The sequence below is a fragment of the Microcystis sp. LSC13-02 genome (assembly GCA_002282935.1).
GTDB lineage: Bacteria > Cyanobacteriota > Cyanobacteriia > Cyanobacteriales > Microcystaceae > Microcystis.
The window spans coordinates 1-15,092 of record MTBT01000231.1; the positions used below are offsets into that span (position 1 = coordinate 1).

At 45.1% G+C, this 15,092-nt stretch carries 12 protein-coding genes; 7 read left to right on the forward strand and 5 right to left on the reverse strand.

The genetic code is table 11. The features are described 5' to 3' along the window. Positions 1 to 532 precede the first annotated feature (532 nt). Positions 533 to 1,963, forward strand: a complete 1,431-nt coding sequence (lpdA, locus tag BGL89_RS14460; protein ID WP_286826290.1) for a dihydrolipoyl dehydrogenase — start codon at positions 533 to 535, stop codon at positions 1,961 to 1,963. 134 nt (positions 1,964 to 2,097) lie between these two features. Continuing rightward, on the forward strand, positions 2,098 to 2,274 hold the full coding sequence (gene tatA, locus BGL89_RS14465) for a twin-arginine translocase TatA/TatE family subunit (protein ID WP_286826291.1): 177 nt from the start codon (positions 2,098 to 2,100) through the stop codon (positions 2,272 to 2,274). 242 nt (positions 2,275 to 2,516) lie between these two features. On the opposite strand, the gene BGL89_RS14470 is transcribed toward tatA, so the two are convergent. Both BGL89_RS14470 and carB read right to left on the reverse strand, forming a co-directional pair. Then, positions 2,517 to 3,920 (reverse strand): TldD/PmbA family protein, encoded by a 1,404-nt coding sequence (locus BGL89_RS14470; protein WP_286826292.1) that lies wholly within the window; start codon positions 3,918 to 3,920, stop codon positions 2,517 to 2,519. 182 nt (positions 3,921 to 4,102) lie between these two features. Continuing rightward, the gene (gene carB, locus BGL89_RS14475; protein ID WP_286826293.1) at positions 4,103 to 7,348 is read right to left on the reverse strand and encodes a carbamoyl-phosphate synthase large subunit; all 3,246 of its coding nucleotides are present in this window, start codon (positions 7,346 to 7,348) and stop codon (positions 4,103 to 4,105) included. A 288-nt stretch (positions 7,349 to 7,636) separates the two neighbouring features. On the opposite strand from carB, the gene BGL89_RS14480 reads away from it, so the two are divergent. Next, positions 7,637 to 8,677: an adenosine deaminase gene (locus BGL89_RS14480; RefSeq protein ID WP_286826294.1), complete on the forward strand. Its 1,041-nt coding sequence runs from the start codon at positions 7,637 to 7,639 to the stop codon at positions 8,675 to 8,677. Positions 8,678 to 8,767: 90 nt separating this feature from the next. Here the strand turns inward: BGL89_RS14480 and BGL89_RS14485 are convergent, their stop codons facing one another. Both BGL89_RS14485 and BGL89_RS14490 read right to left on the reverse strand, forming a co-directional pair. Beyond that, positions 8,768 to 9,175 (reverse strand): MAPEG family protein, encoded by a 408-nt coding sequence (locus BGL89_RS14485; protein ID WP_286826295.1) that lies wholly within the window; start codon positions 9,173 to 9,175, stop codon positions 8,768 to 8,770. 8 nt (positions 9,176 to 9,183) lie between these two features. After that, complete coding sequence (locus tag BGL89_RS14490; RefSeq protein ID WP_002741066.1) at positions 9,184 to 9,690, reverse strand: hypothetical protein; 507 nt, start codon at positions 9,688 to 9,690, stop codon at positions 9,184 to 9,186. A gap of 205 nt (positions 9,691 to 9,895) precedes the next feature. Between BGL89_RS14490 and BGL89_RS14495 the strand changes: the two genes are divergently transcribed. Further along, on the forward strand, positions 9,896 to 11,368 hold the full coding sequence (locus tag BGL89_RS14495) for an NADH-quinone oxidoreductase subunit M (protein ID WP_286826296.1): 1,473 nt from the start codon (positions 9,896 to 9,898) through the stop codon (positions 11,366 to 11,368). A 62-nt stretch (positions 11,369 to 11,430) separates the two neighbouring features. Here the strand turns inward: BGL89_RS14495 and BGL89_RS14500 are convergent, their stop codons facing one another. Further along, complete coding sequence (locus BGL89_RS14500) at positions 11,431 to 12,594, reverse strand: cysteine desulfurase family protein (protein WP_286826297.1); 1,164 nt, start codon at positions 12,592 to 12,594, stop codon at positions 11,431 to 11,433. 245 nt (positions 12,595 to 12,839) lie between these two features. On the opposite strand from BGL89_RS14500, the gene BGL89_RS14505 reads away from it, so the two are divergent. From BGL89_RS14505 to BGL89_RS14515, 3 genes are all read left to right on the forward strand, one after another. Further along, entirely contained in the window at positions 12,840 to 13,694 is an 855-nt protein-coding gene (locus BGL89_RS14505) for a hypothetical protein (protein ID WP_286826298.1), read from the forward strand. A gap of 140 nt (positions 13,695 to 13,834) precedes the next feature. Next, complete coding sequence (locus BGL89_RS14510; protein WP_353743944.1) at positions 13,835 to 14,278, forward strand: site-specific integrase; 444 nt, start codon at positions 13,835 to 13,837, stop codon at positions 14,276 to 14,278. Positions 14,279 to 14,356: 78 nt separating this feature from the next. After that, positions 14,357 to 14,920, forward strand: a complete 564-nt coding sequence (locus tag BGL89_RS14515) for a DUF4334 domain-containing protein (RefSeq protein ID WP_286826300.1) — start codon at positions 14,357 to 14,359, stop codon at positions 14,918 to 14,920. The last annotated feature ends 172 nt before the right edge of the window (positions 14,921 to 15,092 follow it).

The window sequence follows — 15,092 nt, forward strand, 5'->3', positions numbered from 1 at the left end:
AGGGCAACAAAGCCTGAAACTCCTGACTCCTGACTCCTGACTCCTGACTCCTACCCCCACCGAAAAACTTTTTCAGCAGACCCTAATTAATTTTTGAGGATTCAAAAACGGTAAAAATAAGGATTAAATGGCATAAAATCTGTGAATAGACCATGTAATTGATTGTTATTCATTCTTAATTCTCCTGACGACCGACGACCGGCTCCTAACCCCAACAACAATTTTTGATTTTTACAAGAGGTCTAGTAACGGGGAGCATCTGACCTTTGTAACTCCTAAATTAAGTTTTATGTCAAGCTATTTTGAAAGCCTTACCAGAAGCAAGTTTTAGAGACAAGCGTAATTACTCACTTGCATAAATGAGATGCTCCCTAGTAATAGTAACGTCTTGTCCTAAAATTGCCAATAGCCAGTTTCAATGCACAAGAGCCTGATGGCTAAAAACTGGCTCCAGTTTTTGCCCGGGATAGCACAGCTTGATCGCAGTGGAGCGTAAAATGAGATAATGCTAACTTTGAGAGTCAGAGAGACTATGAGTGAATTCGACTACGATTTAATTATTATCGGTGCTGGAGTTGGTGGCCACGGAGCAGCCCTACACGCGGTCAAATGTGGGCTAAAAACGGCTATTATCGAAGCCAAAGATATGGGAGGAACCTGTGTCAATCGCGGTTGTATTCCTTCTAAAGCTTTACTGGCAGCCTCGGGACGAGTGCGCGAATTGGCCGATAGTGACCATCTGAAAAGTTTAGGTATTGCCATCGGTGGCGTTAATTTTGACCGTCCGACAATTGCTAATCATGCTAACAACCTTGTCAGTAAAATTAGAGGCGATCTCACTAATAGTCTTAAACGTCTCAAGGTTGATACTATCCACGGTTGGGGAAAAATCGCCGGTCCGCAAAAAGTTAGCGTCATCGGGGATAGTGGCGAAAAAATCTACACCGCTAAGGATATTATGCTCTGTCCGGGGTCGGTTCCTTTTGTCCCACCGGGGATCGAGATCGATCATAAAACGGTTTTTACCAGCGATGAGGCCGTTAGATTGGAAACTTTACCCAAGTGGATTGCAATTATCGGTAGTGGTTATATCGGTCTGGAATTTTCGGATATATACACCGCTTTGGGTTGTGAAGTGACGATGATCGAAGCTTTAGATAGTCTCATGCCAGGATTTGACCCAGAAATCTCGAAAATCGCTGAAAGAGTTCTGATTAAACCTAGAGACATCGAAACCTATGTGGGAGTTTTGGCAAAAAGTATTAAACCGGGGAATCCCGTGGCCATTGAACTGGTGGACGCAAAAAGCAAAGAAGCGATCGAAATTTTAGAAGTAGATGCTTGTTTAGTCGCTACAGGAAGAATCCCAGCGACCAAGAATCTCGGATTGGAATTTGTTGGGGTAGAACTGGATAAACGCGGTTTTATTGCCGTTAATGACAAAATGCAGGTAATTCAGGACGGTGAACCGGTTCCCCATCTCTGGGCCGTGGGCGATGCTACGGGTAAAATGATGTTAGCTCACGCTGCTTCGGGTCAAGGGGTAATAGCCATTGAAAATATCTGTAATCGCCCAAAAACCATCGATTATCGCAGTATTCCCGCCGCCGCTTTTACCCACCCCGAAATTAGTTATGTGGGTTTAACGGAACCGCAAGCAGAAGTTTTGGCACAGGAAGAAGGGTATAAGGTCGCTTCTGTCAAGACCTATTTTAAGGGAAATTCTAAAGCTTTAGCGGAAGGAGAAACGGAAGGCATCGCTAAAGTCGTTTATCGTCAGGATACGGGCGAATTACTCGGTGTTCATATCATCGGTATCCACGCATCGGATTTAATTCAAGAAGCGGCCAATGCGATCGCTGAACGCCAATCCGTCCATGAACTCGCTTTCCGCATCCACACCCATCCGACTCTCTCAGAAGTCCTCGACGAAGCCTATAAACGCGCTGAAGTGGTGGTATAGAGGGGGTTATCAGTTATCAGTTATCAGTTATCAGTTTTTTAGCTATCGGCTATCAGTTATTACCGTTAAGTTTCCGACTCCTGACTCCTGAATACTGAATCCTTTCTCTTTTTTTACTTTTTACTTTAAAGATTATGTTTGGATTAGGTTGGCCAGAAATAGTAATTATTGCTGTAGTTGTTGTCCTGATATTTGGACCGAAAAAAATACCCGAATTTGGGGCAGCTTTGGGGAAAACTTTACGGGGATTTAAAGAAGAAATCAATAAAGATGATCAAGAAATTGAAGACAGTGACGAGAAAATGAGATAGATTTCGCCCGTATGAAACTCCGCTATAGCAGTTATCAGTTATCAGTTATTAGTTATCAGTTATTAGTATTAAATAAGTAGGTGGGTGGAATTAAATATAAGATGAACGTAGGTTGGGTTGAAGCATAAAACCCAACGCCCGCATAGGTTATGCTACCGCTAACCTATCCTACAAATAATTGTGCCTCCCTACTTAGTAGTTTCCCACTGTCTTTTCACTCTTTACTGATTACTGATTACTGATTACTGAATATCTGCTTCTCCTCCCACGACCACATCGCGGATACGGAGACTGGGGCCACCGCAGCCAACCGGTAAACCACTTTGACCTCCTTTTCCGCAGCCTCCCGACTCATCCCAGTAGAAATCATCACCAATTGCCTCAATATTGGCTAGAGTTTTAAAGACATTACCGGAGAGAGTCACATCTTTAACGGGTTCAGCAATTTCTCCATCGCGAATCATCCAAGCTTCCCCGGCGCTAAAAGTGAACATTTCGCCGTTAGTCATGCCTCCCTGCCAATTTTGGGCATAAACTCCCGTTTTTATCCCCGAAAATAACTCTTTAACGGCAGTAGTTCCCCGTTCAATCCAAGTGTTGGTCATGCGGACAATGGGCGGATAATGATAATTGAGACAACGGGCGTTACCGGTCGGTTTTTCGCCTAATTTGCCCGCCGTTTCCCGCGAATGCAGTCTTCCCACCAAAACCCCGTCTTTAATTAACTGAGTCGTCGTTGCGGGGGTTCCCTCATCGTCATAAAAATAACTGCCCCGATGACCTTCCGGATAGGCCCCGTCAAAGATTTGCAGGTTATCCGGCCCGAAACGTTTGCCCATACTCATCACTTCCAAAAGGTCAGGATTTTCGTATAACATATCTGCCTCTGACAGGTGGCCAAAAGCCTCATGGACGAACAGACCGGTTAAAATGGGATCGATGACGACGGTGTAGGTATCGCCCTTGACAGGGGGCAAAACTAGGGCTTGTACGGCCCGTTTAGCCGACCCTTGCACCTGTTCTTCTAAATTGACCAGATCCTCGAAAGCTTTTCGGGATCCCGTGGTTTCCCGGCCTGTTTGTACACTGTCCCCATCCCTAGCGGTGGCCGAAAAACGCATTTCTAAGTCCGACCATTTTTGTTCGATTAAAGTCCCGTCAGAAGTGGCTAAAAGAATATGTTGACTGCTATCGCTGTAACGGACGGAAGTGGTGGCAATACTGGGATGGTGTTGACGCAGTAAGTTATTATAGCGATCGCAGAGGGCTTTTTTATCAGCTAATGGCACTAAACGCGGGTCTGTTCCCGTTAAAGGTAATTCACAACTAATAATTACAGGTTCTACCGGAGCAATCAGGGTTTCTTCTTCCCCAATTAAACGGGCAGCAGCGATCGCATCTTCTAATCGTTCCTGTAAACTGGATAATTGATTAAAGCTGGCAAATCCCCAACCTCCTTGATAACAAGCGCGTACCTGACCACCGATAGCAATACCTTCGCTGAGGGTTTCCACTCGTTCGGAACGCAGTAGAATATTCGTCCCCCGCGCTTCTTCCAGACGAATTGTCAGGAAATCGACGCGGTTTTTATAACGGTTAATCAGTTCGCTAATCAGGTTTTTATAGTCGTTTAGAGTATCGGTCATAGGAATTAGGAAGTGGGGTGTATTTTCAGTGAACTGATAACTGATAACTGATAACTGATAACTGATAACTGATAACTGATAACTGATAACTGATAACTGATAACTGATAACTGATAAAACTGATAACTGATAACTGATAACTGATAACTGATAACTGATAACTGATAACTGATAACTGAAAATTAGGCGAGATAATCCTGTAAAGCTTTCACCTCTAAAGGTTGGGATTGCAGGGATTTTAAGGCTGCTACTGTCGCTTTTGCCCCGGCGATAGTGGTGATAATTGGTAACTTATAATCGAGGGCAGTGCGGCGAATTTGTCGGCCATCGTTTTGGGATTCTTCACCACTGGGAGTATTGACAATAAACTGAATCCAGTCATTTTTGATCCAATCGATAACGTGGGGGCGGCCTTCGTGAATCTTTAGCACTAAATCGATATTTTCGCAACCGTTTTCTAACAAAACTTGACGAGTTCCCGAAGTGGCGACGACGCGAAAACCGAGGGATTGCAGATCCTTAACCACGGGAACCATGGGGGTTTTATCGCGATCGTTCATCGAGACAAAAACCGTCCCACTGGTGGCTAAAATCACGCCGGCGGCCATTTCTGCTTTAGCGAAAGCTTTGCCAAAATCGCTGTCAATCCCCATTACTTCGCCTGTAGAACGCATTTCTGGTCCCAGGAGAGTATCAGCACCGGGGAACTTCTGGAAGGGTAAAACCGCTTCTTTCACGGCAATATGACGGGGAATTGCTTCGCTGGTGATGCCCAATTCTGCTAGGGTTTTGCCCGACATGACGAGGGAGGCAACTTTTGCTAAAGGAACTCCCGTTGCTTTGGAAACGTAGGGAACAGTACGACTAGCGCGGGGATTCGCTTCTAAGATATAAACTGTCTCCCCCTGTACCGCATACTGGATATTCATCAAACCGATTACTTTTAAAGCTTTCGCTAGTTCCACCGTCCATTGTCGAATTGTGGTTAAAACTGAGTCAGGAAGGGACGTATGGGGGATAGAACAAGCAGAATCGCCCGAATGTACGCCCGCTTGTTCGATATGTTCCATTAATCCCCCGATAACTACTGTTCCCGTGGCATCTGAGAGGGCATCCACATCCACTTCGATGGCATTTTCGAGGAATTTATCGATTAAAATCGGGTGATCCGGTTCTATCTGTACCGCATACTTCATATAGCGTTCCAATTCGCTATCGGAATAGACGATTTCCATTGCCCGACCGCCCAAAACATAGGACGGACGTACTACCACAGGATAACCGATGCGTTTAGCCACTGCTTGGGATTCTTGGAAACTGCGGGCAATACCGTTGGGGGGTTGTCGGATATCTAATTCTCGGAGGATTTTTTCAAACCGTTCCCGATCTTCGGCAGTATCGATCGAATCGGGTGAAGTTCCCCAAATTTTGGTATTTACGGGACAATTAGGCGATTCTAGATATCTTTGCAGGGGAAGGGCTAGTTTTAAGGGAGTTTGCCCACCGAATTGAATAATTAAACCCTCTGGTTGTTCCGCTTCGATAATATTTAAGACATCCTCTTTGGTCAGGGGTTCAAAGTAAAGGCGATCGCTGGTATCGTAATCGGTGGAGACAGTTTCCGGGTTAGAGTTGACCATAATCGTCTCAAAACCAGCTTGACTGAGGGAAAAAGCGGCATGACAACAACAGTAGTCAAATTCTATCCCCTGGCCGATGCGATTGGGACCCCCACCGAGGATCATCACTTTGCGTTTATCGGAGGGTAAAACTTCCGATTCCACCTGTTCGTAGGTGGAATAATAGTAGGGTGTCAGGGCCTCAAATTCTGCCGCGCAGGTATCCACCATTTTATAAACGGGAACAATACCTAAACCCTTGCGATAACTTCTCACTTCGTCCTCGCTGCTGTTGGTGGCGAAGGCGATTTGGCGATCGCTAAAACCCTGTTGTTTAATAGCGAATAAGTCCTCTTTGCCGAGACTTTTCAGGGGAGTTCGTTTGAGAAACTTCTCGGTTTCCATCAAATCGGCCAATTTATCGAGGAACCAGGGATCAATCCCGGTTAGTTCGTGGATTTCCTCCCCATTCATGCCCAATTTAAAAGCATGATAGATACTATAAACTCGTTCGGGGTTAGGTGTCCGTAAACCAGCCCGGACTTCCGAGAGAGGGGGGAGAGTTTCGACTTTATCGCAACCAAAGCCAAAACGTCCCGTTTCTAGGGATCGAAGTGCTTTTTGAAAGGATTCTTGGAAAGTTCGACCGATAGCCATAGCTTCCCCGACGGATTTCATCTGGGTAGTTAGAATCGGTTGGGAGCCGGGGAATTTCTCGAAGGCAAAGCGGGGAATTTTGGTGACGACGTAATCGATAGTTGGTTCAAAGGAAGCTGGGGTTTTTTTGGTGATATCGTTGGGAATTTCGTCTAAAGTGTAGCCTACTGCTAGTTTAGCGGCAAATTTAGCGATCGGGAATCCCGTGGCTTTCGATGCCAGGGCCGAAGAACGCGATACCCGGGGATTCATCTCAATCACGATTACGTCGCCGTTAGTGGGATTAACGGAGAATTGGATGTTCGAGCCGCCGGTTTCTACGCCAATTTCCCGAATAATTGCCTTAGAATAGTCCCGGAGGCGTTGGTATTCTTTATCGGTCAGGGTTTGGGCGGGCGCAACCGTAATCGAGTCGCCGGTATGGACCCCCATCGGGTCAAAGTTTTCGATCGAACAGATGATCACCACGTTATCGGCTAGATCGCGCATTACCTCTAATTCGTATTCTTTCCAGCCAATTAGGGATTTTTCGACGAGAATTTGCGATGTAGGCGAACAATCTAGACCATACTGGGCCATCGGTTCAAATTCTTCTTGGTTATAGGCAATACCGCCCCCCGTTCCGCCTAAAGTGAAGGCCGGCCGGATAATGAGAGGATAGGAACCGATCTGATGGGCGATCGCTTTTGCTTCTTCTAAATTGTTGGCAATCCCCGAAGGACAGACGGGAACACCGATTTTCTCCATTGCTTTTTTGAATAGTTCTCTATCTTCGGCTTTTTCAATAGCGGGGAGTTTTGCCCCGATCAGTTCCACGTTATATTTTTCTAAAACGCCGCTTTTGGCCAAGGCTACGGCGGTATTTAGGGCAGTTTGACCGCCCATAGTCGGTAGAATCGCATCAGGGCGTTCTTTAGCGATAATTTTCTCGACAATTTCCGGCAGAATTGGTTCAATGTAGGTGCGATCGGCTATTTCTGGATCGGTCATGATCGAGGCGGGGTTAGAATTGACTAAAATTACCTCATAACCTTCTTCTCGTAGGGCTTTACAGGCTTGAGTTCCCGAATAGTCGAATTCACAGGCTTGTCCGATGACAATCGGGCCAGCGCCCAAGATTAGGATTTTTTGTAAGTCATCACGGCGTGGCATAGGCTTAGGGTTGCTTGACTATAAACCCCAATCATTGTATATGTTGTCACTCCTCTATTCCCTAAAGCTTTATTTAGGTTTAATGACCTTATTCTAGCTGTCAGCCTTGAATCAGTGATCGGTGATCAGATCTGAGCCTTGCACTAGCGACTGTTCACTATCTCCCCGCTCCCCAACACCCAACCGATCACCGAATAGGTACTGATACTATTTGGCAACAATTGTCAAACAATTGTAAAACTTCGTTATATTTAAGGAACATTTGAGAGACTAAGGAGCATCGGAGTTGTGGCTTTATACGCAGATTTGCATCGGCATTTAGGGGGATCGGTAGTACCGAGAATTCTCTGGCGCTACTTTCACAGACATGAGCGGGATTTAGCGGCCAAATTCCAGGAATACCAAGCTTTTGAGGAATTTTACACCCGTGAACGCAATAGTTTAGATGAGTATTTAGAATTACATACCCTAGTCGAAAGTGTTCAAACCGCTCAAACTTTGCCCTATTTTATCTATCGTCTGATTCGCGGCGCTTACATCTTCGAGAATCTTGCCTATTTAGAATTGCGCTATACTCCCTACTATCGCACCGACGAACATTTGAACCAAACAGAGCGAATCGAGCAAATGCGATCGATTGTCGAAATCGTCGGTCAAGCCTCGAAAATGAGCGAATATCCGATTATTACCAGTCAAATTCTCTGTATGCACTCGCGACTTCCCTCCGAAGTCAACAAAGCGATCGTTGATCTGGCCCTAGAGATGAGAGAATACGTCTGTGCGATCGATATTGCTGGGGGTGATTCCCACTACCAAACTCGACTAGAGGAATTTGCTGGTTTATACAGTTATGCCAGGGAAGAGGGTTTAAATACCACCGGCCATCTTTACGAAACAAAGGACGGTTGTTATCCCCAATTACTGCCCTATCTGCAAAGAATCGGTCACGGTATTCAAATTCCCCTACAATATCCGGAACTGCTGCCGGAAGTTGCCCGTCGTCATCAATGTTTAGAAGTCTGTCCCACCACCTATTTAAAAACTGGCACCCTCGAAAGTTTATCCCAGTTAAAGATAGTCTTCGATCGCTGTTTTGAAGCGGGGGTTGATATTGCTATCTGTACCGATAATGCCGGTTTACACAATGTCCGGCTGCCCTTCGAGTACGAGAATTTACTCACCCTAGATGTGATCGATTTTCGACAATTACAAGCTTGTCAAGATGCGGCTTTTCGCCATGCTTTTGCCTGGCCCTATAGTCAAAAACCCGCCTCACTTTTAACCGGTTTGTTATCAGTGGATAATCCCAAATTACCAGTTTATCAGTAACACAATTAACTTTAGTTCGGGTTAAGCAACTTCTTTACCGCTCCCGAACTATAGCGTTTCTCGTCCCTCCTGCATCTGGTTTGGGGAATTCTACTGAATCTTGAATAAACTTAACCCAAAGAGAGTATAGGTACACAGAGAACCAAGACCGAACATCAGGGAACGAGCGATCGGGATATTAGTGATATAAAAAAGGGAAAATAAAAGCCGGAGGATCACGAAAGCGATCGCACAGTTAGCGGCCAGGGATGAGGAGACTCCTGTAACGTAGGCCATGAGAGCGGCAGCACTATAGATCATAAAGGTTTCAAAACCATTTTGATGGGCCCAAGTTGCTCGTTTAGCGTAGTCTGGGAGTTGGTCGAACATTGCCCGGGGAGCGGAGGTATCGTAACCCACCTTAGCTCGAGCGTAACCGACCAGCAGAAAAGGTAGATAGACAGAGATAGCGGCAGCCACTATCGAATAGAGAAGAATGGCACTGACGGAGAGATTCATTGCGGAATTTAGTCAAAATAAAATAGGGTAACTAGCTTGCGTTGATCTTCCGCTTCCGCGCAGGTTTGCAAAAGGGTCTGACTGTCGTGGAAAGCAAAACAGATTAACTGTTGACAACGATTGATAATCTCGCGATTACAGAGGCTGCTGGCTTCCCCTAGGGATAGATGGTCATTTTCGGGACATTCCACCAGATGGATAACCTGCTGGAGTTGTTCTTGGGATTCCAGGGGCTGGCGATCGAGACTTTGGGGTAAGATCACGGTTAACAGATTAGGATCTGCCCGCATTGCCCCCTTAATGACGGCGGAATTGGTTCCCGTCGCCCCGGAGGTCATAATCCGATTGCCTGCCAGCACGAGGGCATAGGCCATCATTTCGATCAATTGCTGGTGCGTGATGGGAACGTGACGGGAACCCAATAAAGCGACGCGCTTAGAACCGGTCTGCTGAATGGCGGCTAGTTCTTGAGCTAGAGTGTCTAGGGTGTTAGTGGTATCTACAGATTGACTCAAAGACTTTTACTGCAAATTCGGACTGATTAACCGTCCGTTATTGTAGCATCGAATTGTCATGATCGGAAATTTGGCCAGAAAACCCCAGCTACCGATCGAGGTGTCCTTTCTGGAGAATCCTTAAACCGTCAGAAATTGTTATCTTGCTCAAGATTGACCGCTCAGGCAATAATAGGAAGGTTTATCATCCCCATTAAAGTAAAGAATGCTCAACGCTTTTATTTGGCTACCGATTATAGGGGCGATACTGATTGCCTACACGCCTCTAGAGGCGAAAAAAGTGCGAGGATTAGCTCTAACTCTTTCTGTCGTTCTCTTACTGCTTAATATTCTCCTTGGCTGGCAATTTGACCCTAGTAACCCGCAAATGCAGTTCACGGTTAACCTGCCTTGGATTAATTTCCTCGGTTTCAATTATGCCCTCGGTGTCGATGGATTATCATTTTCATTACTTTTTCTTAACAGCCTCTTGACAATAATTGCTCTTTATGCTAGTGGTACAGAGGTTAACCGACCGAGATTTTACTATTCCCTACTCCTGTTACTAAATGCGGGAGTAGCGGGGGCCTTTCTAGCGCAGGATTTACTGCTATTTTTCCTATTTTACGAATTAGAAATCGTCCCGCTTTACTTTCTCATTGCCATTTGGGGGGGTCAAAGACGCGGCTACGCAGGCATGAAATTTTTATTATACACGGCAATTTCAGGCTTTTTAGTGCTAATCTCTTTCCTCGGCTTAGTTTGGCTAACCGGTGCTAATAATTTCGCCTATAATCCCCTTTTATCAAACAATTTACCCGTTAACACCCAATTACTGCTCCTCATCCCCCTTCTCATCGGATTAGCCATCAAAATCCCGATTTTTCCCTTTCATACTTGGCTACCGGATGCCCACGTCGAGGCATCTACCCCCGTTTCTGTGCTTTTAGCGGGAATATTACTCAAATTAGGAACCTATGGACTGCTGCGCTTTGGAGTCGGTTTATTTCTCGACGCTTGGGTGACTATCGCCCCTTGGTTAGCAACGATAGCAGCTATCAGCGCCCTCTACGGGGCCAGTTGCGCTATTGCCCAAAAGGATATGAAAAAAGTGGTCGCCTATTCTTCCATTTCCCACATGGCCTATATTTTACTAGCGGCGGCGGCCACCACCAGATTAAGCATCACTGCGGCGATTTTGCAGATGATTAGTCACGGTTTAATTTCCGCTTTGTTATTTTTGTTGGTGGGAGTAGTGTATAAAAAAACCGGCAGCCGGGATGTGGATTATCTACGCGGTTTATTAAATCCAGAAAGAGGTTTACCAATCACGGGAATGTTAATGATTTTAGCGGCTATGGCCAGCGCCGGCATCCCCGGAATGGTGGGATTTATCGCCGAATTTTTAGTCTTTCGTGGCAGTTTCCCGATTTTTCCGATACAAACGCTCTTATGTTTGGTCGCTAGTGGTTTAACCGCAGTATATTTTCTCCTGATGATTAATCGGGTTTTCTTTGGTCGTTTAACCCCTGAATTATCGCGCATTCCTCGCAGTACCTGGCCCGAAAGATTTCCCGAAATTGCTTTGGCTTTATTTATTATTGTTTTGGGATTACAACCGAATTGGATGATTCACTGGAGTGAAAACCAAGCATCAATGTTATTAACTGGGACGGCAATCAGTCAAAAGCAATCATAGAAACCTTTTTCGGGATTTTTTAAACCTAGACCGAAACTAACTTGTGGATATGTGCCGAAACGTCAAAAATTTTTGGCTTTGCGGAGGGAATTAACCGTTAAAACCACCTGTTCCCCCACCAGTTCAATTTCTTCTAAAGTATTAAAACGACTCAACCCGAAGCGCAGGGAGGCATAAGCGAGAGATTCGGGGCGACCCAAGGCAGTTAAAACGTGAGAGGGGGCGGTATGGCTAGAAGAACAGGCAGAACCGGAGGAAAGCGCCACTATTGGCTGTAATCCTAACAATAACGCCGCACCGTCCACCCCTTCAATACTAATATTTAAATTTCCGGCTAATCTTTGGCTAGGATGACCATTGAGATAAATTCTGTCTAATTGACTGATAATCTCCCATAAACGGGCTTTTAACCGATTTAAGTAGCTGGTATCTTCTTCGATCGCTTTGATGCCCAATTCTACCGCCTTGGCAAAACCGACAATTTGTGGCGTAAATATTGTACCCGATCGCAGTCCTTTTTCCTGGCCTCCCCCTTGAATTTGAGCGGCGAGACGAACTCTGGGGTTCCGGCGCCGGACGTACAGCGCACCGATTCCCTTTGGTCCGTGGACTTTGTGGGCAGTTAAGGACATCAGATCTATATTCATTTCCTCCACATCTAGGGGAATTTTCCCGATTGCTTGGGCTGCATCCGTATGAAAAAGTACCTGATACTGGCGACAAATCGCCCCAATTGCCGCTAAAGGTTGAATCACCCCAATCTCGTTATTAGCCGCCATAATTGACAGCAAAATCGTGTCAGGACGCACAGATTTTTCTAGTAATTCCAAGTCAATTAGACCATCAGTACCGACGGGTAAAATTGTCACCTCAAAACCCAATTTTTCCAGATAATGACAGGGATCTAAAACGGCGCGATGTTCTGTCACCACCGTAACTATGTGCCGTCCCTTGGCGAAATAAGCTTCGGCAACCCCTTTGATAGCTAGGTTATTGGCCTCTGTTGCCCCACTGGTAAAAATAATTTCTTCGGGACTACTATTAATAGCAGCGGCGATTGTTTCTCTTGCCTGTTTAACCGCAGCCTCGGCTGTCCAACCATAGACATGATTAATACTACTGGCATTACCAAAGTGTTCGGTAAAATAGGGTAACATCGCCGCCAGAACTTGCGGCTCTAGCGGTGTCGTGGCGTGGCAATCTAGATAAATCGGCTTTTGAGACATATTTTTCCCCCGCGGGGGATTTGAGAAGGAGATATCCCCTGTTTTAAGAGAATCTCTGAAAGTGCATTGCTAATCTATGTTAACAAAAAAGTATCGGATAGTAGTCAACAGCTTACAACTCAGTCTAGAACTTTAAGATTTAATAATGAGAGCGCAATCGCTCTCTGACAGCAGTTACAATTTCCCTATTCCAATGTTGTTCAGTAACCCAACAGGATTAATAACACATATTTTCCGGCTCAATCATGGCTAAAAAATCGAAGGCATTTAGTGAACTGCTCAGGCTGCAGAAAATGTCCCAAGGCTCCCAGAACCTCTTGAAAAGCTTTGAGAAGAAATTAAGAGAAAAGTCCTTGCCTTTCAAGGAAATTGTCGTCTCTCCTTCTGGGGAAGTCAAAATGTCGGAAGTTCTGGAGGATTTTGTCGAGCCTTACCGGGAATCCCCTGAAACGAAGGAATCCATGCGAAGATTGCTGACCCTAGGGACAATCGCTTGGAATCTGGCGTTGTCCCCCGAATCAAAGCGGCAAGGGATGATAGACCGAGTTTTTAACAAAGACCTTCTTAACGGAGATGAAAAGCTCAAGGCGGAGATTCAAGGGCTAATCGAGGAGCTAATCGCCAGGAAAAACCGTTATTTCTCGGAAAACAGACGAATGATTGTGGATTTTGAGTTAAAAGAGCTAGGAAACGACTATCATATCTCTGTTGCCTCAACTTTGTCGCCAGAATTTTCCGAGTCAGAGTTTGACTTCAAAGTCGGCGACTCGGTCATCGTCAAACAGGGTGTACTCGACCCAGATTTTGGGACTGACATCGGTGGTTGGCAAGGAAGAATTGTGACAATTGAGCGGCAGAGCAATCTCATCGGCATTGTGACAATTGAGCGGCAGAGCAATCACATCGGCATTGAATGGGATAGCATCACCCTGAAAAACATCCCTAGTTCGGTGATTGACCAGTGTGAAGTGGAAAACTTAGACTGGACTCAAATGTGCCTCTCCTCAACGGATGTGGAATTAACCCAACCTCGAGATACAGAAGAAGATGTGGCCGCTATCATTGAGCAAATTGAGTCTAACATCGTTGGAGCTATTTAGCAGAAAAGAGAAAGGCGATTCAGGCGGTTGGCCGACGTTGACCCTGAGGAGGAAATGGCGGCTTTAGACGCTTGGAAAAAAACACTTGATTCATTACCCTATTGACCATCGAGCAGCGATTTGGAGGAGAGAAATTTGAGATGGATGATTCCCAGAAATACGAGGCTGACTGTCAAAAGATAAGAAAAGCCAATCATGAATTACTAACGGATTTTGAGAGTTGGCTAGAATCATCAGGCCTGTCCGAAAAAACCATTAATAATCATGTTTCAAATATAGATTTTTATATCAACGAATATTTACTCTATGAAGATGCCGTAGAAGCCAAAGACGGGGTAGATATGGTCAGTGACTTTTTGGGTTATTGGTTTATCAAAAAGGCCCTGTGGGCCAGTCAATCAAGCATCAAGGCTAATGCAGGTAGTCTGAAAAAGTTCTACACTTTCTTACTGGAAAAAGGCCTAATAGATAAAGATGATTTGCAAGAACTTAAAGAAACCATCAAGGAAGAAATCAGTGAATGGCTGGAAACTTTAAGGCGATACGATGACCCATTGACTGAAGATATGTCGGATGTTTGGTAATCTTAACCAAGTGGCAATCCCCCACCCTGTGGCTGAGAAGCTATAATATCATTGTCAGGACACAACAAGAGTGAAACAATGGAAACATTAGAATTAGAAAGCGGCCAGTCGATTCTTAAAGCTGGTCAAACAACCACAGAAAGAGCTTTACAATTGTTTGACGCTCTCGACCCCGTGAGTTTAGACTTTATGCTCGGTCGTTGGCAAGGTTCTGGACTTCAGACAAATCACCCAATGGATGGTTTATTAGAAGCATCTAATTGGTATGGTAAAGAATTTGTCGATACTGAGAATGTCCACCCCCTGTTATTTTTAGATGGTCAGGGAAAAATTTTTAAGGTGGCACCCAATCCCACGGCCATGAACTGGATTTTGAAGCTGCCGATACTCAAAAATAATTCTCTGAAACCTTTACTGATGCTGACCAACTCCTTGCTGAAAACAGAGACAAGTCAGGCTAGACTGCGAATGATGGAATATCGGGGCAAAGTCAGCGCCACGATGATTTATGATTATTTGCCCATCAATGACTCTTTTCGGAAAGTAGATGATAATACCGTGCTGGGAATTATGGATTTTAAAAACTCTCCCCAACCTTTCTTTTTTGTTCTCAAGCGATGTCAAAGACCTCTTAATTCTTGAGGTTCGATTTAAACGCTCTGGTGCAAGAATTTAGAGTTGAGGGATAATTCAAGTACAGAGGAACAGGAGGTAATTATGAACTTATCATCGTTGTCATCGGGTTGAAGTAGCTGAGAAGTTAAAAAAATTAACTCACCAACCAATTAAGCATTTAGAATAATAAATTCTACAC

Excerpts from the sequence above, each read along its gene's own strand:
- lpdA (WP_286826290.1), top strand. The coding sequence starts at position 533 with ATGAGTGAATTCGACTACGATTTAATTATTATCGGTGCTGGAGTTGGT.
- tatA (WP_286826291.1), top strand. The coding sequence starts at position 2,098 with ATGTTTGGATTAGGTTGGCCAGAAATAGTAATTATTGCTGTAGTTGTT.
- BGL89_RS14470 (WP_286826292.1), bottom strand. The coding sequence starts at position 3,920 with ATGACCGATACTCTAAACGACTATAAAAACCTGATTAGCGAACTGATT.
- carB (WP_286826293.1), bottom strand. The coding sequence starts at position 7,348 with ATGCCACGCCGTGATGACTTACAAAAAATCCTAATCTTGGGCGCTGGC.
- BGL89_RS14485 (WP_286826295.1), bottom strand. The coding sequence starts at position 9,175 with ATGAATCTCTCCGTCAGTGCCATTCTTCTCTATTCGATAGTGGCTGCC.
- BGL89_RS14495 (WP_286826296.1), top strand. The coding sequence starts at position 9,896 with ATGCTCAACGCTTTTATTTGGCTACCGATTATAGGGGCGATACTGATT.
- BGL89_RS14500 (WP_286826297.1), bottom strand. The coding sequence starts at position 12,594 with ATGTCTCAAAAGCCGATTTATCTAGATTGCCACGCCACGACACCGCTA.
- BGL89_RS14505 (WP_286826298.1), top strand. The coding sequence starts at position 12,840 with ATGGCTAAAAAATCGAAGGCATTTAGTGAACTGCTCAGGCTGCAGAAA.
- BGL89_RS14510 (WP_353743944.1), top strand. The coding sequence starts at position 13,835 with ATGGATGATTCCCAGAAATACGAGGCTGACTGTCAAAAGATAAGAAAA.
- BGL89_RS14515 (WP_286826300.1), top strand. The coding sequence starts at position 14,357 with ATGGAAACATTAGAATTAGAAAGCGGCCAGTCGATTCTTAAAGCTGGT.